The following is a 24,981-nucleotide window of genomic DNA, read 5'->3' as shown; positions in this document are numbered from 1 at the left end:
GATAGAGTATGAGCAAGATCTACGCTGTTGGTGACATTCAAGGATGTGCGCCCTCACTCAAAGCCCTCGTTAAGAAGCTACCCAAGCAATCAAAAATGATTTTTTTGGGAGATTTAGTCAATCGCGGCCCGGACTCACTGGGAGCATTGCGCCAGCTAAAAAACCTACAAGAATCTGGTCGTGCAGAATGTATTCTGGGTAATCATGATCTGCATCTTCTGGCAATTGACGCTGGTATTCGCAAGACTAAGGGTTTAGATACAGTAGAGCCCATTCTGAAGGCCTCAGACCGTAGAGAGCTCATCGATTGGCTGCGCAAACGTCCGCTGGCTCTTAGCAATGGCAATGTATTGACTGTACATGCTGGCATTCTTCCACAATGGGATTTACAGCAAACAATAGAGTGTGCGCAGGAGGTTGAGAAGGCCCTACGCAACAAATCTTATAAAGAGTTTCTGGGAAATATGTATGGCAATATGCCGAATAAGTGGAGCAACTCTCTGAAAGGTTATGAGCGCTTAAGAGTCATCACTAACGCTTTAACCAGAATGCGCTTTTGTACACCCGGCGGTCAAATGGAATTTGAAAGCAAAGAAGGTTTAGAGGATGGTCCCAAGGGTTACATCCCTTGGTTCAAGGTACCCAAGCGAAAAACGCAAGATACTGTCGTTTACTTTGGTCACTGGTCAACCCTAGGATTATTGCGTCAGCATAATGTTGTTGGTCTAGATACTGGCTGCGTGTGGGGCGGAAAGCTCACTGCCATGCAAATCTCCGACACCAACAAAGATATGAAAAAGTCTGAGATTATTCAGGTGGATGGTTATGACCACCCCTTGAGGATGTAACGAATAGCGCTTTTATTTCAGTTTCTGAAATGACTTTTCTGCAGCAGAAATGATTTCATTAAGTACATCATTGTCATGCGCAATGGATGTGAAGCCTGCCTCATATGCTGATGGCGCAAGGTATACACCTTCATCTAGCATCGAGTGAAAAAACTTCTTAAAAGCTTCAATATCCGTTTTAGTCACAGCCTCATATGAGCTTGGGACTGTATTGGCAAAATAGAATCCAAACATGCCACCAACACTATCGACTGCAAATGGCACATTGGCTTTATCTGCAGCTTGCTTTAAGCCTGCCATGAGTTTTTGTGTTTGGCCAGTGAGGCACTCATAGAAACCTTCTCTTGAGATAATTTCTAGAGTCTTCAATCCGGCAGCCACAGCAACTGGATTGCCTGACAAGGTGCCCGCCTGATAAACATTACCCAAAGGGGCTAACTTAGACATGATTTCTTTTTTGCCGCCGAAGGCTGCCATTGGCATACCGCCGCCCATGACCTTTCCAAGACAAGTTAAATCAGGAGCGATACCTTGCAACGATTGAGCTCCGCCAAGCGCAACTCTAAAACCGGTCATGACTTCGTCATAGATTAAGACGCCACCATACTGACTTGTCAGATTGCGAATGGTACTCAAAAATTCTTTTGAAGGCTGAATCAAATTCATATTCCCAGCAATAGGCTCTATGATGACTGCTGCAATTTGGTCGCCCTGTTTTTTAAATACCTCTTCAATTGCCTCAACATCGTTATATGGGAGCACTAATGTGTGCTTGACCAAATCCTGGGGCACACCACCTGAAGATGGCGCATTCTGAGTAGAATCCGCAAAAGTTAATAAGCCCGAACCTGCTTTAACTAATAAGCTGTCAGCATGTCCGTGATAGCAACCTTCAAATTTAATAATAAGATCGCGACCGGTGTAGCCACGAGCTAAACGCAAAGCACTCATCGTCGCCTCAGTACCACTTGAGACCATACGGACTTGTTCAACGCTTGGCATCAAAGCACAAATCCGCTCCGCCAACTCAATCTCACCCTCGGTTGGAGCGCCGTAACTAAAGCTGGTTTCAGCAGCCTTTTGAACTGCCTCAACAACCTCTGGGTTTGCATGGCCTGCAATCATGGGACCCCAAGACATAATTAAATCGATATATCGTTTATTGTCAGCATCCCAAAAATAAGGTCCTTTGGCTTTAGTCACAAAACGAGGCGTTCCACCGACCTGACGAAATGCACGTACCGGTGAATTCACTCCGCCCGGAATCGTCTTTTGTGCCCGCTCAAATAAAACCTCGTTTTGACTCACATTTACCTCAATTTTTTATCTATTTCGAATTACTACTCAATACTGCTGGGCTATTAAATCGCCATCATTTCAAAATCTTCTTTGCGAGCACCGCACTCTGGGCATGTCCAATTCATCGGCACATCTTTCCAGAGCGTTCCGGGTGCGATACCTTCATCAGGTAAACCAGCAGCTTCGTCATAGACCCAGCCACAAATCAGGCACATGTAGGTTTTAAATTCCATTGATCTACTCTCCGTAATATTCTGTTACTGCGATTTATGACTCTATTTTAAAGCCCATCAATCATTTAAATCTTCATCTTGCTCTTTTGAGGCTGGGCGCTTCTGATGCATCTCAAACTTAAATAGACGACATTCGAGCGGACCGTTAAATAGAGGTGTACGCTTGGACTCTTTAATACGTAACTGTCCTGGCAGGGCCATGTCGGCAGTCAATACGAAGATATTCCAGCCGCCAAATGCATCCTTAAGATGTTGTCCAAACTGACGCAAGAACTCAACAAACTTAGGATCTTGCTCTTCTTGAGCCTGAAGTTTTTTAAGAGATTCACGACTTGAGCGCTTAGCGCTTTGACGCCCAGTTTCTAGATTCAGCTCGAAACGATTTTCAGGTTCCTCGGTTTCATAATCAGCATCGCGCACTCCTTTTTCCTGACCTCTACCGCCTTTGATAACCAAACGCTCTCCATAAGGAGGGTTTAATAACATGACCCCTCCTTGGCTACTTACTGGAGGCTTGCTAGCCATAGCATCGATTTGGCGCACAACGGGTTGGTCAGGCAACTGTGCTCTTTGCCAGTTACCTCTGAACATCGAAACCAACTTCTCATTAATATCACTACCGCTAATACCCAAAGATTGCGCATTCGGATATTGCTTGCGTCTTTCTAAAATTTCGTTAAGGCAGGACTCCTTCAAGCCGGCCCAACGTTTTTGTTCTGCCGCCTCATTAAATGGCTTTAATCTCTGAAAACCAAAACCATGAGCCGAAGTAATCAATGGGCGATAAGCCAGTCTGCTGGGTTTAGCATCATCACCATACATCCCCGCTCGAATTCCCCCAGGTGGAATTGCTAAGGCTATTTGGGCCGCTTCAATCAAGAAGGTGCCACTACCGCACATCGGGTCAAACAAAGTCTGCCCAGGCTTCCAGCCGGTAATCGACAAAATCCCTGCTGCTAAATTCTCTTTTAAGGGGGCATCACCCTTTTCATCTCGCCAGCCTCTTTTAAAGAGAGCTTCACCAGAGGCATCTAAATAAATCGTTACTTGAGTTGCTGTTAAATGTGCCTGAACCCGAATATCCGGAAAAGCTGTATCAATACTTGGGCGATCTCCTGTGACATCACGTAAACGATCAACAATCGCATCTTTAATTTTGAGCGTTGCAAAATTTAAACTCTTTAATGGCGAACGATGTGCTGTCACATCTACGCGCAAAGTTTGCTTCGAAGTAAACCAATCTTCCCAAGCTAAACCACTAGCCAGCTTATAAAGATCGTCTTCCTGTCTATAGGGCGCTTGGGCCATTTGCAATAGAACACGGCTAGCAATTCGAGAATGAAGATTTAATGCCATAGCAGCAGAAAGCGGACCCGCAAGTCCAATACCACCAGTAGGGCTGGTTGGGGTTGGGTCAATAACCCAGGTGCCCAATGCTTTGGAATCTGGGCGCTGAGCAATTTCTGCGAGCTCCTGTGCGAGCGGCACTTCTAAACCGCCTGGGCAAACAACAAAAAATCTCATGGGGCTAACAGTCTTATATAAAAAGGGGAATCAGGAAATTCAGAATAGCTAAGGGGTATTTATGGTTTAAAAATAACCAAGGCCACAATCACTAGCAACAAAATAACAGGAACTTCGTTAAACCAGCGATACCATACGCCAGACTTATTGTTCACGCCAGCACGAAACTTCTTTAGTAAGCTCCAGCAAGCATGGTGATAGCCAATGACTAGAATGACAAAAAATAATTTAGCGTGCATCCATGCATCACCAGCACCAATACCGAAAAGAAGCCAAAGCATTAAACCCAACAAAACGGCAGGTATAGCTAATATGGTCATAAACCGGAAGAGCCGATCTGACATTCCCAAAAGGCGAGCATAGGCCTCAGGATTTTTCTCATCAGCTAAGTTCACATAAATTCTTGGGAGATAAAATAACCCAGCAAACCAAGAGGTGATCAGCACAATATGTAAGGTTTTTACCCAAAGGTAGGCATTCATCATGGTGTATTTACTTTTAATTTTTGCCGTGGATTAACCACGAATTTCGCCATGACCCATGACGATATATTTCAGGGAAGTTAAGCCGTCCAAACCAACCGGACCGCGGGCATGAAGCTTATCGTTCGAAATACCAATTTCTGCTCCAAGTCCATATTCAAAGCCATCCGCAAAGCGCGTACTAGCATTGACCATGACGCTAGCGCTATCGACTTCACGCAAAAAACGATCTGCTTGGGCTTGGTTATTAGTAATGATGGCATCAGTATGCTTACTGCCATAGCGCTCAATATGATTCATAGCCTCATCAATATCTGCGACTGTCTTAATAGACAAAATTGGAGCCAAGTATTCCGTTTGCCAATCTTCTTCGGTGGCATCAACCAAGTGATTGAAGCCACTAGCTTCAAGAGTTGAGCGGGTCAAAGCATCTACACGCAACTCAACCCCTTTATCTTGATAAATTTTGCAAAGCTCAGGCAAAACCTTAGGCGCAATACTTTTGTTCACTAGTAGCGTTTCCATAGCATTACAAGGCGCGTAGCGCTGTGTCTTTGCGTTATCACATACTTTCACTGCCATTGCTACATCAGCATCTGCATCAATATAGGTATGGCAAATACCATCCAAATGCTTAATCATTGGGACGCGCGCTTCGGCCATGAGACGAGCAATGAGGCTCTTACCGCCACGAGGAACGATCACATCAATAAATTGCGTCATGGTAATCATTTCACCGACAGCACTACGATCAGTAGTGGTCACCACCTGTACAGCATCCTTAGGCAGACCCGCAGCTGCAAGACCCTCTTGGATGATTTGAGCCAACAAGGTATTCGAATCAATCGCCTCAGATCCACCGCGTAATATCACCGCATTACCTGACTTTAAGCACAATGCTGCTGCATCAATTGTCACATTAGGGCGTGACTCATAAATGATGCCAATCACGCCTAGTGGCACACGCATCTGACCAAGCTCAATACCAGAGGCCTGTTTTTTTAGAGCAGTCATTTTTCCGATTGGGTCCTCAAGAGAAACAATTTGCTCCAGACCCAATGCCATCGTTTCAATGGTCTTAGTTGTCATAGTTAAGCGATCGATAAAGGCAGCATCTTGGCCCTTTTCTTTTGCGCGTTCTACATCAACCAGATTGACCTTTTGAATCTCATCCGTTTTTTGACGAACTAACTTTGCAATGTGCAGTAATGCTTGGTTCTTTTGCTCACCCGATGCACGAGCTATAGCACGCGATGCACTTCGTGCTCGCTTACCAATATCCTGCATCATGTCTTGAATCTCTTTACTCATTTACATTGTTCTCTATGTATCAATTCTGCTCTTAGCGCAGTAAATTTCCAAGCAAACGTAAACCATCCCATGGGTCAGCTGGCAATTCTGCGGCAGAGAGACCTTTCACCTGACGATCGAGTCCTGCAGCAACCTGCATGGCTCTGCGCAACTTCAGCGGCTGAATCCGCCTCAGGGCTGTTGGGTACAAACGCTCTTTGTTGCCCCAGATACGATTCGCCCGCATCAGCTGCTGTACAGATTCACCAGCATCACTAGCCACCTTTAGTTTAGATAGTAGCCTAAGCTCTTCCGTCACGCTCCATAGAATGAGCACCAATGGCTCACCCTCACCTTTTAAACCATCTAGCATGCGGTTTAAGCGAGGTAAATCGCCTGCCAACATTGCCTCGGTTAATTCAAAAACGTTATAACGCGCTACCTTCAGAATGGAAGAGCGAATCTGCTCTTCAGTTAATACACCTGCGGGGTAAAGAAGGCCCAACTTCAAAATCTCTTGATGTGCAGCAATGAGGTTCCCCTCAACTTGATCAGCAATAAACTCCAAAGCGCGCTGGCCTTCAGGGCCACCCTCAACTTCTTGGTTTTGCAGCTTGAGTCGACCTGCAATCCATCTCGGCAAATGGCTACGATCTAAAGAATCAATCTGCACTGCCATACCAGCATCATCTAGCGCGCTAAACCAAGCTGAAGTCTTAGTCTTACCATCTAACCTTGGCAATACAATACAGACCACCGTATCAGGACCTTCAGGACCATTGGGCTGCGACTCTATTTGAGCGGCAAATTGCTTTAAGGCGTCAGCGCCATCGCGACCAGGTTTGCCCGTCGGAATACGCAACTCTACCCAACGCTTATCACCGAACAAAGACATAGTTTGGCCCGCGCTCATGAGCGCACTCCAATCAAATCCCCGTTCTTGTAGCATTACCTCGCGCTCAGTAAAGCCTAATTTCTTGGCGGCGAGGCGTAATTGGTCCATCGCCTCCATCATGAGAAGGGGTTCGTCACCACTAAAAACGTAAAGGGGCAGCATCCCACCCCCTGCACTCAAGGATTTGAGGTGCACTTGCAAGGCATCAACTTTGACCATGCGAGTCTTTATCTCTTTTTTAAAAAGATCTACTTCGTGGCGCTTTTGCAGCAGCGGCAACGCGGCGCAAGATCTGAACCGCCAAGTCTTTGCGCATCAATGACAAGAATTGTTGCTGCTGAACATCGGTTGCTAAAACAGTTGTGTTCGAGAAGTCCATATCTCGAGTCATATAAATTTCGCTATCGGGAATAATTTCTGCGCCAGAGGTGTCGTAGGCTCTAAAACCTACACGAATATTTAGGCGATATGCAGATACTTGACCAGCTGAGTTGTAGGCCAAGATCTCTCGCCCATTAATGTCGTTTGTGATCTCTAAAATTAAATCAGCATCTTTGGGGCTGATTGCAACCTTTACATCTGTGCCCTGCAAAATCGATGTCTGAATATCAGCACGCAAGGGAGGTGATGGATTACCAGTAATGGCGATTGCTTTAAAGGGCAAATCCACCATACCGCGGAGGCGATAGCCGCAAGCAAGCAAACCACTCAGTGGCGCGGTGACAATTAAGCCAAGCACGGCACGTCGAAATAGGTTGGCGCTCATATCCTCAGACTCTCTATCACTATGCAACGATATTGACTAAACGACCAGGTACAACGATGACTTTTTTAGGAACTCCGCCGTTAAGGGCTTTTACTGCAGGCTCACTCTGCAAAGCCAAGGCCTCAATTTCTTCCTTATTGGCTTCTGCTGGCACCTTAATATCACCTCGTAATTTGCCATTAATTTGCAACATCAAAGTAATCTCGGTTTGAATGAGGGCGGCCTCATCTACAGCGGGCCATGGGACATCTAGAATAGGCCCGAAAGTCTTGGCATATCCCAAATCCTTCCAGAGCACATGGGTCAAATGTGGCACAACTGGATAAAGCACACGCAACAAGATACTGAGACATTCACGGAGAACTGGCGCACTAATTGAAGCGCCTTGCTCTAATTTAATGGGCTCAAGCACATTGAGCATCTTCATTGCAGCAGATACAACCGTGTTGTATTGACGACGTTGATAGTCAAAATTTGCCTGCTTCAAAATTGAATGGACTTCGCGACGCAGTTCTTTCTCGGCATCATTTAAGTTGCCGGGAAGAGTACCCTGCGCATCACGAATAGTATTGGCTTGGCTACTCGAGTACATCCATACACGACGCAAGAAACGAGAGGCCCCATCAACACCAGCCCCAGACCACTCTAATTGTTGCTCAGGTGGCGCTGCAAACATCACAAATAAACGTGCAGTATCCGCGCCATATTGATCAATCAAAGCCTGCGGATCAACGCCATTATTCTTACTCTTGGACATCTTCTCTACACCACCGATGATGACTGGTGTGCCAGAGTTATCACCTTTTAACTTTGCACCTTGAGGGCGACCTTTTTCATCAAGATCTAACTCAACATCCAAAGGATTTAGCCAAGTCTTTTTACCTGAAGCCTCTTCAGAGTAATAAGTCTCATTGAGTACCATGCCTTGCGTCAAGAGATTCTGGAAAGGCTCATCAAACGTAATCAAATTCAGATCACGCATGACTTTAGTCCAAAAGCGCGCATAGAGTAAATGCAGGATCGCATGTTCAATACCGCCAATGTATTGATCCATTGGCATCCAATATTCATTACGCCCATCCACCATGGTCTGCGCATCAGGACCGGTATAGCGCATGAAATACCAAGAAGAATCTACAAAGGTATCCATCGTGTCAGTCTCGCGTCGTGCAGGCTTGCCACACTTGGGACACTTCACATTCAAAAAGTCTGACCGTTTATTTAAAGGGTTACCGCTGCCATCTGGTACACAATCTTCAGGCAATACCACTGGCAAGTCTGCCTCCGGCACAGGAACTGCACCACAACCAGGATTTGCTTCATCGCCACAATGAATAATCGGAATTGGCGTACCCCAATAACGCTGACGAGAAATACCCCAGTCACGCAAACGATAGGTAGTCTTGATTTGGCCAATACCCATCTTCTCTAGATCTTTAGCAACCGCACTCACAGCCTCTTCATGCGAAAGCCCGTTGTATTGATCACTATTAAAGCAAATGACGTCCTCTTTTTGGGCGTACCAATCTTCCCAGCGTGTTGCGTTAAACATGGGCGACTCGCCCTTAAGAGCAATGACTTGTTTAATCGGTAAGTCGTATTTGAGTGCAAAGGCAAAATCGCGCTCGTCATGAGCGGGAACGCCCATCACCGCACCATCACCATAGGACATCAGAACATAGTTGCCCACCCAGACCGGTACCGGCTCTTTAGTGAGCGGATGTGTGACATGTAAGCCGGTGAACATGCCCTCTTTTTCTTGAGTGGCTAAGTCGGCTTCTATCACGCTGCCAGTTTTGCACTTCTCAATAAAAGCAGCTAAGGCTGGATTATTGGCAGCAGCTTTAGTAGCCAAAGGATGTTCAGCCGCAACTGCACAGAAGGTTACGCCCATGATGGTGTCAGCACGGGTTGTAAAAACGTACAGCAAACCATCTTGAATAAAGTTACCGTGAGCATCTTCAATCTCATGCTTGAAGGCAAAACGCACACCCCGACTCTTACCGATCCAATTCTGCTGCATGGTTTTGACACGCTCTGGCCAACCCAAGCCATCTAAACCAGAAAGCAATTGTTCCGCATATGCAGTGATGTTGAAGTAGTAACCAGGGATCTCACGCTTTTCAACCAATGCGCCTGAGCGCCAACCACGACCGTCAATGACTTGTTCATTTGCCAAAACAGTTTGATCAATCGGATCCCAGTTCACTACTTGAGTCTTACGATAGGCAATCCCTTTTTCCAGCATCTTTAAAAAGAGCCACTGGTTCCAGCGGTAGTAATCAGGGCTACAAGTTGCCACTTCTCTTGACCAGTCGATTGCCAAACCCATCGCCGCCATTTGCTTTTTCATATAAGCAATGTTGTCGTAGGTCCATTTGGCTGGAGGCACCTTATTCTGAATCGCCGCATTTTCTGCGGGCATACCGAAAGCGTCCCAACCCATTGGCATCAGGACGTTATAGCCTTGCATGCGCAATTGACGCGTCATCACATCATTGATGGTGTAGTTGCGCACATGCCCCATATGCAGCTTACCTGACGGGTAAGGCAACATAGAGCAAGCATAATATTTTGGTTTTTTCTTGCCGTCAGCATCGACAGCATTTTCGGCTACTTGATAGACTTGCGCAGCTTCCCAATCAGCTTGCGCTGCCGCTTCAATACTGCGGTAGTCGTAATCCTTACTCATTCAATACAACTCTTTTCTATTTTAGTTTTTAGTAGCGAAATTATTTGCGCAAGCCAAGAACGTCTTGCATGTCATAAAGTCCCGAGCTTTGCTTCTGCAAGAAACGTGCGGCACGCAAAGACCCCTGGGCATAAGATTGACGGCTTGAAGACTTGTGACTAATTTCAATACGCTCGCCATCACCAGCAAATAAAACGGTGTGATCACCCACAATGTCGCCGCCACGAATGGTTGCAAAACCAATGGATCCTTCTTTGCGTTCTCCGGTATGACCCTCGCGTGCGTAGACGGCAACATCATCGAGCTTTTCACCCAGAGCGTCTGCAATCACTTCACCCATCTTCAGCGCAGTTCCAGACGGCGCATCAACTTTATGACGATGATGGGCTTCAATAATTTCAATGTCGTAACCTTGATTGAGCATCTTGGCTGCAATCTCTAGTAATTTAAATGTGGCATTAACGCCCACACTCATATTGGGCGCAAACACAATAGCCAAGTTCGCTGAGGCCTTCTTGAGATTGGCAATTTGATCTGACGTTAGGCCGGTTGTACCAATAATCATCTTGGTGCCAGTCTTTTCTGCTACAGCCAAATGCGCCATTGTGCCCTCAGGCCTTGTGAAATCAATCAGATATTCAGCATTTGCCAATACTGCAGCAACATCAGCAGAAATAAGTACACCAGTTTTTTTACCTAAGAATGCACCAGCATCCTCACCTAATTGTGGGCAAGCTGAATGTTCAAGTGCGCCAATAAGCTGAGCATCTGATGTATTAAGAACGGCCTCAATCAACATCTTGCCCATACGGCCAGTTGCACCTGCAATTGCAATCTTCATCATGTATTTCTTCGCTTCAAATTAAAAGTTGCTTGGGGTAATTACTGCTTTGTTTCTGGAGTTGCTGGAGCATTCAAAGCACCTGGCCCCAAAGTTTCAGGCTGCACTACTTGACCATCTGCTGATTTTGAAAAACTAAAGAAATCCCAGAAAGAGCCTTTGCTTGCAGCTGGCACTGGCGCTCCAGCTGACAGGTTATCGGTTTTACTTGGCACCATAACCTCGGGTTGCTGTAATGATGGCGTCACTGGCGGCTTGTTTGAGCCAGTGACTGCATCCCAAAATGAGCGCTTTGTCTTGGCGTAGTTATCTATCTCAGCAACTAACTCGATTTCTGTTGGCAAGGCATCGCCTTCAAACTTCACCAATTTGTCGCCGTCAAAATAGACGGTGACATGACGCTCAGCGCCAACACGTTGACCGTTACGCTTAAATTCAAAAACGTAATCCCAGCGATTCGCATGAAAGTAACTCGCTAACAATGGGGTTCCTAAAATTTGACGCACTTGTTCGCGAGTCATGCCTAATTGCAATTTGGAATATTGCTCGCTTGAAATAAAGTTGCCCTGAACGATATCTGGAACATAGGGTCTAAAAACGGTATTCATCCAAGCGCGCTGAGTGTTGTCAACCGCAGTAGAGCAACCAGCAAGCCCTAGCATGCCGATCAAGGCAAACGCAAACAGCCCTCCTCGAATGGGGGTGAAAAAGCCCCTCAAAAGGGAGCTCAAAAAACGACTAAAAAATTCAAAGCAATTTTGCATGGCTGACCGTATCATTAAGTCATTGATTTTAGCTCCCAAAGCCATGAATACGAACCAAAACGCCACTCCTGAAAATTTGCGTGACATTGGCCTCAAAGCCACTGGTCCACGCATGAAAATCCTCGATTTTTTTCATCAAAATGGCGGAACCCACTTTAGCGCTGAAGACGTCTTTATGGCGCTTGCAAAAGACGATCAAGAAATTGGTCTGGCTACCGTTTATCGAGTGCTAACCCAGTTTGAGCAAGCAGGGCTCTTGCTCCGCAGCCACTTTGAGTCGAGTAAGGGTGATAGCAGAGCTATTTATGAGCTTAATGAGGGTCGCCACCATGATCACTTGGTTTGCCTTGATTGCGGGCATGTGGAAGAGTTTGTGGATGAGGCTATTGAGAAAAGACAGCGCGATATTGCTAAAAACCTCGGATTTAAGCTTCAAGAGCACTCTTTAGCCATGTATGGGCATTGTCAGAAGAAAAACTGCCGAAATAAGCAAAAATAGGCCACTTTTAAGGTCTTTTGCTCCCCTTTTAGACCTATAGATGTGAAAAAAGACCTCAAATTGAGGTCTTTTTAGTTTTTTAACAGCATTTAGATGCAGTTAGCGACTTTTAATTACTTTACGGCCATTAACGCTTCGGCTGCATTGAGCATTTGGACTGAATAACCCCATTCATTGTCATACCAAGCCAAAACCTTGACCAACTTACCATCTGCGGAGACCCGAGTTTGGGAAGCATCATAAATACTGGGGCGTGGATCATGATTAAAGTCGATCGAAACCAAAGGCAGAGTGTTGAACCCCAAAATACCTTTGAGCTCACCCTCACTGGCCTCCTTCAGAATCGTGTTCACCTCATCAACGCTAGTAGCGCGACTAGCCGCAAACGTCAGGTCAACCACTGAAACATTGATCACGGGCACGCGCATTGCGAAACCATCGAAACGACCTGCCAATGCTGGCAAGACCAAACCAACCGCTTTTGCAGCACCAGTCTTTGTTGGAATCATGCTGGTCACTGCAGAGCGCGCGCGACGCATATCCTTGTGATAAACATCTGTCAAAACCTGATCATTTGTAAATGCATGGATCGTAGTCATCAAGCCAGACTCAATACCAATTTTTTCTAGCAATGGCTTTACCAATGGAGCTAAACAATTTGTAGTGCAGCTTGCATTAGAAACAACAACATCGCCTGGCTTCAATACATTTTGATTTACTCCATACACAATGGTTGCATCCACATCCTTTTCGCCAGGAGCAGAAATCAATACTTTCTTAGCACCCTGCTCAATGTGAATCATTGCCTTCTCTTTAGAGGTGAACTTACCCGTGCACTCTAAAACCAAATCAACACCCAACTCACCCCAAGGAGTTTCTGCAGGGTTACGCGTACAAAACATCTTGATACGATCACCATTGACCACCATGCAATCGCCATCAACAGAAACTTCCGCGGGGAAGCGGCCATGAGCAGAGTCGTATTGGGTTAAATGGGCATTGATCGCAATATCACCCATCGCATTGATCGCAACGATCTTGATATCACGACGAGGTTTGCCATTTACTTGATCTTCATATAGGGCCCGCAACACCATGCGCCCAATACGACCATAACCATTAATTGCGACACGAATTGTCATTTATTTCCCCCCTTACTAATATTGAATGTATTTCGCATTACTTAGTTGTGATGCATTGCTGAACAGTCTTGGCAATTTGATCGACTGTTAAACCAAAGTATTCGTAGAGCACCGGTGCAGGCGCTGACTCACCAAAGGTATCGACACCATGCACTGCTGCACAACCGTACTTCCACCAAAAATCACTAACGCCAGCTTCAACTGCAATGCGTGGAATATTAGCCGGCAATACTTTTGCTTTATAAGCAGCGTGTTGTTGATCAAAAACAGTTGTTGATGGAATTGAAACTACACGAATACCGATTTTCCCTGCGCTGTCTTTTTCTAAACGCTCAGCTGTTTGCAATGCGAGGGCAATTTCTGAACCAGTGGCAATGATGACTGCATCAATCTTTCCAGACTGAGGATCACGCAAGACATAGCCACCACGAGCAATATCTTTAATCTGCTGACTGCTGCGAGAAACAAATGGGCAGTTTTGGCGACTAAAGATCAAAGCGCTTGGGCCATTCTTGCGCTCCACTGCTGAGCCCCAAGCCACGGCGCTCTCGGTCGTGTCACAAGGACGCCAGACCATCAGATTGGGGATCAAGCGCAAGCTGGCAACATGCTCAACTGATTGATGGGTTGGCCCATCTTCGCCCAGACCAATAGAGTCATGGGTGAAGACAAAAATACTGCGGAGCTTCATCAATGCCGCCATGCGAATCGCATTGCGACTGTAATCTGAGAAGGTTAAAAAGGTGCCACCAAATGGGATGTATCCACCATGCAAGGCAATACCATTCATGATGGCGCTCATACCAAACTCGCGCACACCATAATTAATGTGGTTGCCCCACTGGTCGCCACGCACTGCTTTGCATGCTGACCAATTGGTGAGGTTAGAGCCGGTTAAGTCTGCAGAACCCCCCATAAATTCTGGTAAGGCTGGCGCCAAAGCTTCAATTGCATTTTGACTCGCTTTACGAGTAGCAATGGTTTCTGCTTTGGATTGGCAAGTTTTTAAATACGCATTTAGGGTTGAAGCAAAGTCCTTTGATAGATCACCTTGCATACGACGCTGTAGTTCAGAAGCCAGTTCTGGAAATTTATTCTTGTATTTCTGAAACTCTTTATTCCACTCATGCTCAGCAGCTTGACCACGCTTTTTAAAATCCCAAGCAGCATAAATATCTTTTGGGACTTCAAATGGTGCGTATGGCCAGTTCAATGCCACACGAGTTGCAGCAATCTCATTAGCGCCCAGTGGGGAACCGTGAACCTTGTCGCTGCCAGCCATATTGGGTGAGCCTTGGCCGATTGCAGTCTTGCAGCAAATCAGCGTTGGTTTATCGCTCTTTTTGGCTTTAGCAATCGCCTTAGAAACCACTTCTGCATCATGACCATCTACGTCACGAATCACATTCCAACCGTAAGCCTCAAATCGCTTTGGCGTATCTTCGTTAAACCAAGAAACGACTTTGCCATCGATGGAGATGCCATTGTCATCCCAGAGTGCAATTAATTTATTTAACTTTAATGTGCCAGCCAAGGAACAGACTTCATGACTAATGCCCTCCATCAAGCAACCATCGCCTAAAAATACATAGGTGTAGTGATCGATGATGTTGAGGCCTGGGCGATTAAATTCTTCAGCGAGTAATTTTTCTGCAAGCGCCATTCCTACTGCGTTAGAAATGCCCTGACCGAGTGGTCCAGTAGTAGTTTCTACACCAGGTGTAATTCCATATTCAGGATGTCCTGGAGTTTTGCTATGGAGTTGACGGAAATTTTTTAACTCTTCAATTGGTAAGTCATAACCAGAAAGATGCAAGAGTGAATACAGCAACATAGAACCGTGACCATTAGATAAAACAAAACGATCACGATCAATCCAATGTGGATCAGTAGGATTATGTTTTAAATGTTCATTCCATAATCCAACTGCAATATCTGCCATCCCCATCGGCATACCAGGATGACCTGAATTTGCCTGCTGAACTGCATCCATGGATAAGGCGCGAATGGCATTGGCCATGCGAATTTGAAGGTTTGACATCGTAAAAGTGGTCTCGAGGAAAATAAATTGGCTATATTTCAGTAATGCCTCAATTTTATCTTCCCGGACCATGGGAATCCCAAAAGCCAACTCCCCTCACCCCAGAGGTAGCCCACCATTTGCGCGTGAGGCGCATCCAAACGGGAGAAACCTTCCCAGTATTTGATGGAAATGGCCAGGTAGCCCAGGCAGAACTGCTTTCTTTGGCCGGCAAAAGTGGTTTAGCCCAACTGAGCGATATCCGCAACGATACCCATCGTGAGACTCCATACGCCATTACTTTGGCCCAAGGATTGGCTGGAGGAGACAAAATGGATTGGATTATTGAAAAAGCGATCGAAACAGGGGCTCAAATCATTGCGCCATTACAGTGTGAACGCTCGATTCTCAAACTCACCCGCTCAAGTGATCAGGAGCGCGCCCAAAAACGCTTGGTACATTGGAAGGGCATCATTCAAGCAGCATGCGAGCAATGCGATAGAACTGTATTAGCAGAACTAGAACCCATTCAAACTTTTGACAGCTATTTGCAAGCAAGTCCAAAGCCAGCACTTAAATTACTGCTTAGCCCAGATGCTACGAAAAGCATATATTCCGTTTTAATGGAAACAGTTCCCCAAGACCTAGTATTAATGATTGGGCCTGAGGGGGGCCATACACCCGAGGAAGAGGCTCAAGCACAAGCTGCAGGCTATCAAATAATTTCTTTAGGGGAGCGGGTGCTGCGGACTGAGACAGCAGGCCTTGTAGCCATTGCAGCCGTCCATAGCATCTGGAACCCTGAAATGCAAAATCGCCTCAAGTAGAGGCGATTTCAAAGGCTAGTAAGGCTTTTGCGGTTAAGCGAAAGAGTAGAACACGCGATACGGTGTACGACGCTCAGCCCAATAATCAACTGCATCGCGGAAAACGTCTAAGAGAGTTTCGCGAGCTTCTTTGTCAAATTTTTGTGTGCAAGGTAAACCTTCAAGCACCACTACGAATCCAGGTTGTTGACCTGCCTTATCGGTAGTTGTAGTCAATGCATCCAATAAAGGATCAAAGTTTTTTGCTTGCTGCTTGGTAAAGGAATAGGCAATAGCAATCGCCTCAAGCACCTCACCTTTGGTCATTGCATTTGCACAATTGGCGTAAATAAAATGCTGACCTAACTCAGTTGCTGCTTCCTGAAGGTCTGGTGTACGAAAAGCACGAATAGATTGCACGATGTTCGTGCGCACACTGCGCAACATAGCCGGTGGTCCGGCATCGCGAACGGCCAAAGCGGCACGCCAAGAAGCTGTCACTTTTTTCCCCGAAACTTGATTTGCTGCATAGGTTTGTAAACGAGATAAACCACCCTGGGCGTAAACATTGGCAGCGGACGATTCGGTTTCTAGGCGATCATTGCTATCCCAACTTTCAGCGCGGCCATGTTCATCGAAGCTAGCTGTATTGGTGTTTTCAGAGCGATTATTCATGATGGGTGCTAGGTTACCCTTAACACGCCATCAAATCAAGCCCAAATACAGGGCATTTTATATAAACTATTGATTTATATAGGATTTATTTATGTAAGTTATTGCTAACTTACATAAATAAAGATCCTTAGGAAATACCTCTTGCATTGCTAGCGGCCTCTACAACAGCTAAGGTTGTCACATTGACAATACGGCGCACGGTAGCAGCTGGTGTGAGGATGTGAATTGGCTTAGCCACTCCCAACAAGAGAGGTCCAATGGCAATACCGTTACCAGCAGCGGTTTTTAGCAAATTGTAAGAAATATTTGCGGCATCAATATTTGGCAACACCAAAAGATTGGCATCGCCTTTTAATGATGAAGATGACACAGCGCCTTCACGAATGCTTGCATCAAGAGCGCTATCGCCATGCATTTCGCCATCGACTTCGAGAGTTGGGTCCGCTTTTTGGAGCAAAGCCAATACTTCTCGCATCTTCACCGCAGATGGCGCGTTGCTCGAACCAAAATTGGAGTGCGATAGCAGCGCAACCTTGGGGACCAATCCTAATTTACGCATTTCACTAGCGGCCATCAACGTTAAATCGGATAACTGTTGGGCGCTTGGATCGATATTAATATGGGTATCAACCAAGAAAACTTGGCGACCTGGAAGAATCAAGCCAGACATTGCACCATAAACATTAGCCCCTGGCTCATGTCCAATGACTTCATCAACATACTTCAAATGAGTTGCAATATTACCCACGGTGCCCGAGATCATGCCATCAGCCATACCCTTCTGAATCAGCAGGCTACCGATCAAACTATTGCGGCGACGCACTTCTAACTTAGCAAAGGACTGTGTAACGCCCTTGCGCTCAGTCAGAGCGAGATAGGTTTGCCAGAAATCACGGAAGCGGGAATCATTCTCCGGATTAACGATTTCAAAGTCTTCACCGGGTTTCATGCGTAAACCGAACTTCTCAAGGCGATGCTCGATCACAGCAGGACGACCAATGAGAATTGGGGTTGCCAGGTGCTCGTCAAGAATGATTTGTACAGCACGTAATACGCGCTCATCTTCGCCCTCAGCAAAAACAATACGTTTTTGATTGGCTGGAACTCGCTTCGCAATACTGAAGAGCGGCTTCATGAGAGTGCCGGAGTGGTAAACAAATTGCTGCAACTGATTACGATATGCATCGAAATCTTTGATTGGGCGAGAGGCAACACCATCGTCCATCGCTGCTTTAGCAACTGCTGGTGCGATTACTGTGATTAAGCGCGGATCAAATGGCTTAGGAATTAAATACTCTGGTCCAAAAGACAAATTCTCAATGCCATAAACCGAAGTCACCACTTCACTCTGCTCAGCTTGTGCCAGCTCTGCAACGGCCTTCACAGCAGCCACCTCCATACCGCGTGTGATTGTTGTTGCGCCAACGTCTAGTGCGCCACGGAAAATAAATGGGAAGCACAAAACGTTATTGACTTGGTTTGGATAGTCCGTGCGACCAGTAGCCATCACAGCATCAGGACGAACTGCTTTAACTTCTTCAGGCAAGATTTCTGGGGTTGGATTTGCCAAGGCATAGATCAATGGCTTATCTGCCATCTTCTTCACCATCTCTTGCTTCAATACGCCACCAGCAGAAAGGCCTAAGAAAATATCTGCACCTGCAATGACATCATCTAAAGTGCGCAAATCAGTTTCTTGGCAAAACGGCTCCTTCTCGGGATCCATCAATTCTTTACGACCTTTGTAAGCTACGCCCGCAAGGTCAGTTACCCAAATATTTTTACGGGGAATACCAAGATCAACTAAAAGATCTAAGCAAGCTAATGCTGCTGCACCAGCTCCAGAGGTCACTAGCTTCACTTCATTTACTTCTTTACCTACCACCTTCAAGCCATTGAGGATGGCGGCTGCAACCACAATCGCAGTACCGTGCTGATCGTCATGAAAGACTGGAATCTTCATACGAGCTTGCAACTTACGTTCTACAACAAAGCAATCTGGTGCTTTGATATCTTCTAAGTTAATACCGCCAAAAGTAGGCTCAAGTGCAGCAATAATTTCTACTAACTTATCAGGATCATTTTCATTGACCTCAATATCGAAGACATCAATGCCGGCAAATTTCTTGAACAGGACCGCTTTACCTTCCATCACCGGCTTACTTGCCAATGGTCCAATATTTCCTAGACCTAAAACTGCAGTGCCGTTCGTAATCACACCAACTAAATTTCCGCGCGCGGTGTATTTAAATGCGTTAGCTGGATCTTTAACAATCTCCTCACAGGGGGCAGCAACACCAGGCGTGTAAGCAAGCGCTAAATCACGTTGATTCGTCAACTGCTTAGTAGGAGCAATCTCAATCTTTCCAGGGACCGGAAACTCGTGATACTGAAGTGCAGCCTCTCTTAAGGCTGCAATTTGTTGTTCTTTGCTATTTTCTTTGCTCATTCACTAACTCGCTAACTCGTTTTGTCTTTTTATTGAATACTTATTAAGACATTAATTCTATTCCTCCCGAGCATTCCACTCCCAAGAGCCATAAAATGAGGCATGCATTCTCAATCTAGCCCTTTAGGTGAATTTGACCTGATCGAACGTTTTTTTAAAACGGGTGGCAGTTCGAATTCAACCCTGAGCTTGGGCATTGGTGATGACTGCGCCCTCATCAAACCCCTAGCAGGCGAAGAAATAGCGATTACCAGCGATATGCTGGTGGAAGGTAGGCATTTTTTTGCTGGTGCCGACCCCGAACAATTGGGCCGTAAGGCCCTTGCAGTCAACCTTTCTGACCTAGCAGCCATGGGGGCTAAGCCACTCGGATTTACATTGGCAATTGCGCTACCAAAAGTCGATACACAATGGTTGGAAGGCTTTTCCAGGGGCTTATTTGCAGTCGCCAATCACTTTGATTGCCCATTAATTGGTGGGGACACTACGGCAGGCCCACTCACCATCTCGATTACTGCAATGGGAAGCATTCCTCATGGAGAGGCTATTCGCAGGTCAGGGGCAAAGGTTGGGGATGATGTTTGGGTTTCTGGAACGGTGGGCGACGCACGTCTTGCTCTTGCTGCACTGCGTCATGAAATTACACTGCCCGAAAGCGATCTAAAAACAATTGAGCACCGCATGCACCAACCCACTCCCAGGATTGAACTGGGCATGCAATTAAGAGGTATTGCCAATGCAGCCTTAGATATTTCTGATGGCTTACTCGGTGATCTCAAGCATATCTTGAAACAGTCTCATGTCGATGCCGAAATCCTTTTAGATCTCCTTCCAAAATCAGAAACGCTTAGAAGGCAAAACCAAGAAGTACAAAATCAATTTGCTGCTAGCGGTGGAGATGATTATGAGTTGTGTTTCACAGCGTCTAGCTCACGGCGTGATGCCATTCTGAATATCGGCAAAGCACTCAACTTATCTATTACTCGTATTGGCCAAATTACAACGATGATCAATAGCGAGTCTGAGGTTCGCCTAATTGGTCCAGATGGGAAGATTCTTGATAATGCCAAGACTGCAACTCTAATTAAATCTTTTGATCATTTCTCAACATGAATCAGCCGGGTAAGCCAGAAGTTCAACCTAGCGGCCAATGGATGCTTCAAAGTGCTCCCCGCACCTTAGCCTTTGGCTTTGGTAGCGGTCTGAGCCCCTTTGCTCCTGGCACTGCGGGCACCCTATGGGCATGGGCCGCATTCTTAATCGCAGAGAATTTCCTTACCTTATCAGCATTCCTCTGGATTATTGGTGGCGGAATGCTATTGGGTTGTTGGATCTGCGGTCACGTTAGCGAAGAGTTGGGTAAGAAAGATTTTGGAGGCATTGTTTGGGATGAGATGGTTGCCTTTTGGCTTGTGTTGATATTGATCACTCCCTCCAGCATCTGGGTGCAAATGATTGCATTTGTTCTCTTTCGATTTTTTGATGCTGTTAAACCTGGTCCAATTGGCGTGATCGATCGTCACTTTAAACATCTGGAAAACTCAGATGCACCATCGAGCACAATGCAGCTACTTTGGCGTGGATTTGGAATCATGGTTGATGATCTTGCGGCTGCCTTATTCACGCTCCTGTTAATAGCGCTAATGCAAGTCCTCGCTCTTTATATGGGCTGGGTCTGAATATGAATTCACTTGATACCGTCAAAACCTTAGCAGAAATCTTGCGGTCCAGAAACTGGAAGATGGCCGCCGCTGAATCCTGCACGGGAGGTTTGGTCTGCGCCTCCCTAACTGCTTTAGCCGGCTCAAGCGATTGGTTCGAGCGAGGCTATATCACCTATAGCAATGAAGCTAAAGCAGAGTGTCTGGGGGTGCCATTAGATCTAATTGAGGATCATGGAGCGGTCAGCGAGCAAGTTGCCCATGCAATGGCTGAGGGTGCGCAACTCCAAGCGGGTACAAATGTTGCAATTTCGATCACTGGTATTGCAGGACCGAGTGGTGGCTCAGCAGAAAAACCTGTTGGGACAGTGTGCTTTGCTTGGGCGATTCGGAGCGACGCTGGTGAAAACAGAGTGCTGACAAAAACAATGCACTTTGATGGCGACCGCCAATCCATTCGTCAACAAGCTTGTGATTACGTTCTCAGCGAATTAGCAAAACTGCTCGAGAACTAGAGCTAAATTACTTCATCCATCCTTTGTGATGGAAATACCAAAGTGGGATGATGGCGGAAATAACCATGGCAACAATGGCCATTGGATAACCCCAAGTAGCATCTAACTCAGGCATATGCTTGTAGTTCATGCCCCAGATACTCGCAAGCAATGTTGGTGGCATCAAGGCAACCGATACCACCGAGAAGATCTTAATAATTTTGGATTGGTTCAAGTTAATGAAACCAACGGTCGCATCCATCAAGAAGTTGATCTTATCGAACAAGAAAGCAGTATGGTTCTCCAAAGAGTCAATATCGCGCAAAATTTGGCGCGCTTCCTCTTGCTGCTCATCAGAAAGTAACTTGCTACGCATTAAGAAGGACAAGGCCCTACGGGTATCCATCACGTTACGACGAATGCGTCCATTGGTATCTTCTTCTTTGGCAATGGTTTCTAAAACCTCAGCAGCATCAGCATCATTGATGCTGTCAGAAAGCACTCGTTTTCCAGCTTGCTCAAGGTTTTCATAAACCTCTTCCAAAGCATCAGCGGAATACTCGGCATCGGTTGAATACAAATCTAGCAACACATCTTTTGCATTGCTGACTGATCCAGGGCGCAAACGCGCACGCAAACGGACCAAACGGAATACCGGCAAATCTTCGTCATGAATTGAGAACAAGACCTGCTTGGTGAGAACGAACGCAACTCGCACGTTGCGAGAGGTCTCTTCTTCGTCCAGCAAGAAGTCTGTACGAATATGAAGGTGGCCATCGTCGGCCTCAAAATAACGAGCGGAAGCCTCTAAGTCACCCAAATCATCCAACTCAGGCAAAAGCACGCCAAAAGCCTCTTTAATCCAAACGAGCTCTTCCTCCTCTGGATCAACTACGTCAATCCAGATAGGATTAGCGTATTGCAATAATTCATTGCGATCTTCTACTTGCTCTTGAGAGAGGCGGCCATTTTGCAGGACGAACAAGTTGATCATGGTGAACTCCTAAGGAATGTGCGCTAGTTTATCCTATAGAACATGACAGTTTCACTAAAATAAGCCAAATCCAATGAACTCTCGCTCAAATACCTTTACCCAGCAACTCCAGTCTGCATGGGCTTCCCAAGGCAGCATGCTGTGTGTTGGTTTTGACCCCGATCCCAAGCGCTTACCCCCAGACCTCCAAGGAAAGCCTGAAGGGATCTTTGAGTTTTGTCGCGATATCGCTGATGCCACTGCGGATTTAGTGTGCGCCTTTAAGCCTCAATTTGCCTACTTTGCCTCACAAAGGGCCGAGGCTCAACTTGAAAAGCTCATTCGCCACCTCAAAGACAAATACCCCCATATCCCAGTCATCTTAGATTCTAAGCGCGGGGATATCGGTAGCACCGCAGACCACTATGCCCTTGAGGCTTTTGAGCGCTATGGTGCTGATGCAATAACCGTGAACCCATATATGGGCTTTGACACCATTGAGCCTTACCTTAAGCACACTGGCAAGGGCGTTATCGTGCTGTGTCGCACCTCCAACCCAGGGGGATCGGATTTACAGTTCTTAAACGTCTCACCAAGTGGTGAACCTTTGTATTTGCATGTAGCCAAACTCGCAGCTACTCAATGGAATAACTCAGGGCAAATTAGTCTTGTAGTAGGCGCAACCTTCCCCGAGGAGATCGCCAAGGTACGTGCCATTGTTGGTGAGATGCCCCTCCTCATTCCGGGCATTGGAGCTCAAGGCGGCGATATTAAGGCTACTGTCAACGCGGGTAGCATTGCCGGCAAACCAGGAGCCGGCATGATCATTAACTCCTCTAGAGCCATTTTGTATGCCAGCTCTGAAAATGATTTTGCACAAGCCGCCAGAAAAGTTGCACAAACGACACGCGACGCCTTAAGGGCCGCCACCGAGAACTAACTACTTGGGGCTCTTGGGCGAGGCCACGGGCGCCAGGGCAACTCGACTCATATTTTCCAGAATAAATTCTTGGCGGGCAGCGTAATTGATGCTCCCCCTACGGCAATATTGCGCCTTATCAAAGCATTTGGGTGCCGGCAACGCTGAAGCTAAAGCGGCGGCCTGATCCACATCTAACGCCCCTGGAGTGGTAGCGTAATAATGCGCAGCAGCGGCCCCAATGCCGAAAACTCCCTCTCCCCACTCTACTGAGTTCAGATAGATTTCAAATAATCTTTGCTTTGGCAGGATAAGTTCCAGAAGACCAGTAATGACAAGTTCTTGTCCTTTACGGAAATAATTTTGCTCTGAGGATAAAAACAAATTCTTAGCGAGCTGCTGAGTAATGGTTGATCCACCACGCAGTGCTGTTTTTGCTTTTCCACCAGCATGCTTTTTCTCTTGATTTTTTTGCCAGGCCTTTTCCATATCCTCTACACGCACACCTTTGTGCTGAAAAAAGATATCGTCTTCACTAACTAAAACTGCACGCTTAAGATTATTCGAAATCTTGTTGTAAGCCGTCCATTCAGAATGAACCGGGCACGACCAATGCCAAGTGCATAAACGCCAATGCTCTGCCCTTTGAAATGCCGTGCTGCTAGGGTCTAAGCTGGTCCACAAAGCTATCTGTACCGCGAAATACAGCTGCATAGCCACTAGGCCACAGAATAGACATTTGACTATGTAGGCAATCCAGCGCATGAGGAATTAGCTGCGCAGTTTTGCCAGTACGGCGCGCGGATCGATTAGCGTCCCAAGCTCAGCCCCACGCCATAGCAAGAATGCATCAGCAGCTTGCTCAACCAACATTCCTAGGCCATCGCTAATGCGAGCCCCACGCTGCAAGGCTTGTTGCATAAAAGCAGTAGTTTTTCCGTAGACCATGTCATAAGCGAATGAGCCAGGGGTAAAGATGTTCGCTACCGCAGAAGCGCTTAATGGTGACTCATCGGTTAGGCCAGCAGCAGTTGCATTAATTACCAAATCAAATGGATAAGGTGTTTTTTGCGGCGTCCTCAAGATCAGCCAAGACTCGGGATTCCAAGGCAACCTCTTGAACAGCGGCTTGGTTAGCAAATAATTTCACGAGCTCTACTGCTTTTGCGCTCGAACGATTGGCAATCACCAGGCACTTAGGTGATTGTTCTAGCAAAGGCCCCATCACTCCACGTGCAGCACCTCCAGCGCCTAAAAGCAAGATACGCGCCTCGTGAATCACTATGCCCTGAGCTAAGAGATCTCGCACTAAACCAGCGCCATCGGTATTGTCACCATAGATTTTGCCGCCCTCAATCCAGAGTGTATTCACCGCACCCGCTAATCGAGCGCGCGGCGTCAACTCATCCGCAAGCGCTTGAGCATCTAACTTAAATGGCACCGTGACATTCATACCTTTGCCGCCCGATGCAAAAAAGGTTTTGGCTGCCCTAGCAAAACCATCCAGGTCTGCTTGTAAACGGCCGTAATACATAGCCTGCTTTGCTTGCTCGGCAAACCTTGCATGAATAGCAGGTGACTTGCTATGAGCTATCGGATTACCAGCAACTGCATAGACGTCAAGCCCCGAGTAAAGACTTGGATCAGTGTGCAGATCGGTAGATATATTTGAGCTCATAGTGCTTACAGAATAAGCGAATTTGTGAATA

General features: G+C 46.4%; 23 protein-coding genes and 1 pseudogene. 7 read left to right on the top strand and 17 right to left on the bottom strand.

Annotated features, from left to right (window positions below):
* Positions 1 to 8 precede the first annotated feature (8 nt).
* Complete coding sequence (locus A9236_RS06445) at positions 9 to 848, top strand: symmetrical bis(5'-nucleosyl)-tetraphosphatase (RefSeq protein ID WP_071464597.1); 840 nt, start codon at positions 9 to 11, stop codon at positions 846 to 848.
* 12 nt (positions 849 to 860) lie between these two features.
* Here A9236_RS06445 and hemL read toward each other — a convergent pair whose 3' ends face one another.
* Genes hemL through A9236_RS06395 form a run of 10 tightly spaced genes read right to left on the bottom strand, consistent with a single transcriptional unit; the run spans position 861 to position 11,532 of the window.
* Positions 861 to 2,156 carry a glutamate-1-semialdehyde 2,1-aminomutase gene (gene hemL, locus A9236_RS06440; RefSeq protein ID WP_071464596.1) on the bottom strand — a complete coding sequence of 432 codons (1,296 nt, stop codon included), beginning with the start codon at positions 2,154 to 2,156 and terminating at the stop codon, positions 861 to 863.
* A gap of 53 nt (positions 2,157 to 2,209) precedes the next feature.
* Complete coding sequence (locus tag A9236_RS06435; RefSeq protein WP_071464595.1) at positions 2,210 to 2,380, bottom strand: rubredoxin; 171 nt, start codon at positions 2,378 to 2,380, stop codon at positions 2,210 to 2,212.
* A 57-nt stretch (positions 2,381 to 2,437) separates the two neighbouring features.
* Positions 2,438 to 3,904, bottom strand: a complete 1,467-nt coding sequence (locus A9236_RS06430; RefSeq protein ID WP_071464594.1) for a class I SAM-dependent RNA methyltransferase — start codon at positions 3,902 to 3,904, stop codon at positions 2,438 to 2,440.
* Positions 3,905 to 3,963: 59 nt separating this feature from the next.
* Positions 3,964 to 4,389 (bottom strand): CopD family protein, encoded by a 426-nt coding sequence (locus A9236_RS06425; protein WP_071464593.1) that lies wholly within the window; start codon positions 4,387 to 4,389, stop codon positions 3,964 to 3,966.
* 30 nt (positions 4,390 to 4,419) lie between these two features.
* Positions 4,420 to 5,697, bottom strand: a complete 1,278-nt coding sequence (locus A9236_RS06420) for a glutamate-5-semialdehyde dehydrogenase (RefSeq protein ID WP_071464592.1) — start codon at positions 5,695 to 5,697, stop codon at positions 4,420 to 4,422.
* Between the two features lie 31 nt (positions 5,698 to 5,728).
* A complete protein-coding gene (holA, locus tag A9236_RS06415) occupies positions 5,729 to 6,790 on the bottom strand; it encodes a DNA polymerase III subunit delta (RefSeq protein WP_071464591.1) in 1,062 nt (353 codons plus the stop codon).
* A gap of 19 nt (positions 6,791 to 6,809) precedes the next feature.
* A complete protein-coding gene (gene lptE, locus A9236_RS06410; RefSeq protein ID WP_071464590.1) occupies positions 6,810 to 7,337 on the bottom strand; it encodes an LPS assembly lipoprotein LptE in 528 nt (175 codons plus the stop codon).
* 19 nt (positions 7,338 to 7,356) lie between these two features.
* On the bottom strand, positions 7,357 to 10,029 hold the full coding sequence (gene leuS, locus A9236_RS06405) for a leucine--tRNA ligase (RefSeq protein WP_071464589.1): 2,673 nt from the start codon (positions 10,027 to 10,029) through the stop codon (positions 7,357 to 7,359).
* Positions 10,030 to 10,069: 40 nt separating this feature from the next.
* Positions 10,070 to 10,870 carry a 4-hydroxy-tetrahydrodipicolinate reductase gene (gene dapB, locus A9236_RS06400; RefSeq protein WP_071465097.1) on the bottom strand — a complete coding sequence of 267 codons (801 nt, stop codon included), beginning with the start codon at positions 10,868 to 10,870 and terminating at the stop codon, positions 10,070 to 10,072.
* Positions 10,871 to 10,911: 41 nt separating this feature from the next.
* On the bottom strand, positions 10,912 to 11,532 hold the full coding sequence (locus tag A9236_RS06395; protein ID WP_236638824.1) for an outer membrane protein assembly factor BamE: 621 nt from the start codon (positions 11,530 to 11,532) through the stop codon (positions 10,912 to 10,914).
* 145 nt (positions 11,533 to 11,677) lie between these two features.
* Between A9236_RS06395 and fur the strand changes: the two genes are divergently transcribed.
* Positions 11,678 to 12,133, top strand: coding sequence for a ferric iron uptake transcriptional regulator (fur, locus tag A9236_RS06390; protein WP_071465096.1), 456 nt, complete (start codon positions 11,678 to 11,680; stop codon positions 12,131 to 12,133).
* Positions 12,134 to 12,246: 113 nt separating this feature from the next.
* On the opposite strand, the gene gap is transcribed toward fur, so the two are convergent.
* Positions 12,247 to 13,275 (bottom strand): type I glyceraldehyde-3-phosphate dehydrogenase, encoded by a 1,029-nt coding sequence (gene gap, locus A9236_RS06385; RefSeq protein WP_071464587.1) that lies wholly within the window; start codon positions 13,273 to 13,275, stop codon positions 12,247 to 12,249.
* A 37-nt stretch (positions 13,276 to 13,312) separates the two neighbouring features.
* Entirely contained in the window at positions 13,313 to 15,316 is a 2,004-nt protein-coding gene (tkt, locus tag A9236_RS06380) for a transketolase (RefSeq protein WP_071464586.1), read from the bottom strand.
* A 44-nt stretch (positions 15,317 to 15,360) separates the two neighbouring features.
* Between tkt and A9236_RS06375 the strand changes: the two genes are divergently transcribed.
* Complete coding sequence (locus A9236_RS06375; RefSeq protein ID WP_071464585.1) at positions 15,361 to 16,122, top strand: 16S rRNA (uracil(1498)-N(3))-methyltransferase; 762 nt, start codon at positions 15,361 to 15,363, stop codon at positions 16,120 to 16,122.
* A 33-nt stretch (positions 16,123 to 16,155) separates the two neighbouring features.
* Here the strand turns inward: A9236_RS06375 and A9236_RS06370 are convergent, their stop codons facing one another.
* Both A9236_RS06370 and A9236_RS06365 read right to left on the bottom strand, forming a co-directional pair.
* On the bottom strand, positions 16,156 to 16,776 hold the full coding sequence (locus A9236_RS06370) for a barstar family protein (RefSeq protein ID WP_071464584.1): 621 nt from the start codon (positions 16,774 to 16,776) through the stop codon (positions 16,156 to 16,158).
* A gap of 127 nt (positions 16,777 to 16,903) precedes the next feature.
* Positions 16,904 to 19,225, bottom strand: a complete 2,322-nt coding sequence (locus tag A9236_RS06365) for an NADP-dependent malic enzyme (RefSeq protein ID WP_071464583.1) — start codon at positions 19,223 to 19,225, stop codon at positions 16,904 to 16,906.
* Between the two features lie 102 nt (positions 19,226 to 19,327).
* Between A9236_RS06365 and thiL the strand changes: the two genes are divergently transcribed.
* Genes thiL through A9236_RS06350 form a run of 3 tightly spaced genes read left to right on the top strand, consistent with a single transcriptional unit; the run spans position 19,328 to position 21,401 of the window.
* Complete coding sequence (thiL, locus tag A9236_RS06360; protein ID WP_071464582.1) at positions 19,328 to 20,338, top strand: thiamine-phosphate kinase; 1,011 nt, start codon at positions 19,328 to 19,330, stop codon at positions 20,336 to 20,338.
* Positions 20,335 to 20,904, top strand: coding sequence for a phosphatidylglycerophosphatase A (locus A9236_RS06355; protein WP_071464581.1), 570 nt, complete (start codon positions 20,335 to 20,337; stop codon positions 20,902 to 20,904). Before thiL ends, A9236_RS06355 begins: the two co-directional genes overlap by 4 nt.
* A gap of 2 nt (positions 20,905 to 20,906) precedes the next feature.
* Positions 20,907 to 21,401, top strand: coding sequence for a CinA family protein (locus A9236_RS06350; RefSeq protein ID WP_071464580.1), 495 nt, complete (start codon positions 20,907 to 20,909; stop codon positions 21,399 to 21,401).
* 7 nt (positions 21,402 to 21,408) lie between these two features.
* Here A9236_RS06350 and corA read toward each other — a convergent pair whose 3' ends face one another.
* A complete protein-coding gene (corA, locus tag A9236_RS06345) occupies positions 21,409 to 22,374 on the bottom strand; it encodes a magnesium/cobalt transporter CorA (RefSeq protein WP_071464579.1) in 966 nt (321 codons plus the stop codon).
* Between the two features lie 73 nt (positions 22,375 to 22,447).
* On the opposite strand from corA, the gene pyrF reads away from it, so the two are divergent.
* Positions 22,448 to 23,293 carry an orotidine-5'-phosphate decarboxylase gene (gene pyrF / locus A9236_RS06340; protein ID WP_071464578.1) on the top strand — a complete coding sequence of 282 codons (846 nt, stop codon included), beginning with the start codon at positions 22,448 to 22,450 and terminating at the stop codon, positions 23,291 to 23,293.
* Here pyrF and mtgA read toward each other — a convergent pair whose 3' ends face one another.
* Complete coding sequence (gene mtgA, locus A9236_RS06335; protein WP_071464577.1) at positions 23,294 to 24,037, bottom strand: monofunctional biosynthetic peptidoglycan transglycosylase; 744 nt, start codon at positions 24,035 to 24,037, stop codon at positions 23,294 to 23,296.
* A 6-nt stretch (positions 24,038 to 24,043) separates the two neighbouring features.
* Positions 24,044 to 24,950: pseudogene (gene aroE / locus A9236_RS06330) on the bottom strand (shikimate dehydrogenase).
* Positions 24,951 to 24,981: the final 31 nt, after the last annotated feature.

Origin of the sequence: Polynucleobacter sp. QLW-P1DATA-2 (assembly GCF_001870365.1) — a bacterium.
In the GTDB taxonomy this organism is placed as follows: Bacteria; Pseudomonadota; Gammaproteobacteria; order Burkholderiales; family Burkholderiaceae; genus Polynucleobacter.
Note: the sequence above shows the minus strand (reverse complement) of the source record. Positions and strands in the feature narration are given on the sequence as shown.

Excerpts from the sequence above, each read along its gene's own strand:
- A9236_RS06430 (WP_071464594.1), bottom strand. The coding sequence starts at position 3,904 with ATGAGATTTTTTGTTGTTTGCCCAGGCGGTTTAGAAGTGCCGCTCGCA.
- A9236_RS06420 (WP_071464592.1), bottom strand. The coding sequence starts at position 5,697 with ATGAGTAAAGAGATTCAAGACATGATGCAGGATATTGGTAAGCGAGCA.
- A9236_RS06355 (WP_071464581.1), top strand. The coding sequence starts at position 20,335 with ATGAATCAGCCGGGTAAGCCAGAAGTTCAACCTAGCGGCCAATGGATG.
- A9236_RS06350 (WP_071464580.1), top strand. The coding sequence starts at position 20,907 with ATGAATTCACTTGATACCGTCAAAACCTTAGCAGAAATCTTGCGGTCC.
- holA (WP_071464591.1), bottom strand. The coding sequence starts at position 6,790 with ATGGTCAAAGTTGATGCCTTGCAAGTGCACCTCAAATCCTTGAGTGCA.
- tkt (WP_071464586.1), bottom strand. The coding sequence starts at position 15,316 with ATGTCAAACCTTCAAATTCGCATGGCCAATGCCATTCGCGCCTTATCC.
- A9236_RS06425 (WP_071464593.1), bottom strand. The coding sequence starts at position 4,389 with ATGATGAATGCCTACCTTTGGGTAAAAACCTTACATATTGTGCTGATC.
- leuS (WP_071464589.1), bottom strand. The coding sequence starts at position 10,029 with ATGAGTAAGGATTACGACTACCGCAGTATTGAAGCGGCAGCGCAAGCT.
- mtgA (WP_071464577.1), bottom strand. The coding sequence starts at position 24,037 with ATGCGCTGGATTGCCTACATAGTCAAATGTCTATTCTGTGGCCTAGTG.
- A9236_RS06365 (WP_071464583.1), bottom strand. The coding sequence starts at position 19,225 with ATGAGCAAAGAAAATAGCAAAGAACAACAAATTGCAGCCTTAAGAGAG.
- corA (WP_071464579.1), bottom strand. The coding sequence starts at position 22,374 with ATGATCAACTTGTTCGTCCTGCAAAATGGCCGCCTCTCTCAAGAGCAA.
- pyrF (WP_071464578.1), top strand. The coding sequence starts at position 22,448 with ATGAACTCTCGCTCAAATACCTTTACCCAGCAACTCCAGTCTGCATGG.
- thiL (WP_071464582.1), top strand. The coding sequence starts at position 19,328 with ATGCATTCTCAATCTAGCCCTTTAGGTGAATTTGACCTGATCGAACGT.
- gap (WP_071464587.1), bottom strand. The coding sequence starts at position 13,275 with ATGACAATTCGTGTCGCAATTAATGGTTATGGTCGTATTGGGCGCATG.
- dapB (WP_071465097.1), bottom strand. The coding sequence starts at position 10,870 with ATGAAGATTGCAATTGCAGGTGCAACTGGCCGTATGGGCAAGATGTTG.
- lptE (WP_071464590.1), bottom strand. The coding sequence starts at position 7,337 with ATGAGCGCCAACCTATTTCGACGTGCCGTGCTTGGCTTAATTGTCACC.
- A9236_RS06395 (WP_236638824.1), bottom strand. The coding sequence starts at position 11,532 with ATGCTAGGGCTTGCTGGTTGCTCTACTGCGGTTGACAACACTCAGCGC.
- A9236_RS06445 (WP_071464597.1), top strand. The coding sequence starts at position 9 with ATGAGCAAGATCTACGCTGTTGGTGACATTCAAGGATGTGCGCCCTCA.
- fur (WP_071465096.1), top strand. The coding sequence starts at position 11,678 with ATGAATACGAACCAAAACGCCACTCCTGAAAATTTGCGTGACATTGGC.
- A9236_RS06370 (WP_071464584.1), bottom strand. The coding sequence starts at position 16,776 with ATGAATAATCGCTCTGAAAACACCAATACAGCTAGCTTCGATGAACAT.
- A9236_RS06375 (WP_071464585.1), top strand. The coding sequence starts at position 15,361 with ATGCCTCAATTTTATCTTCCCGGACCATGGGAATCCCAAAAGCCAACT.
- A9236_RS06435 (WP_071464595.1), bottom strand. The coding sequence starts at position 2,380 with ATGGAATTTAAAACCTACATGTGCCTGATTTGTGGCTGGGTCTATGAC.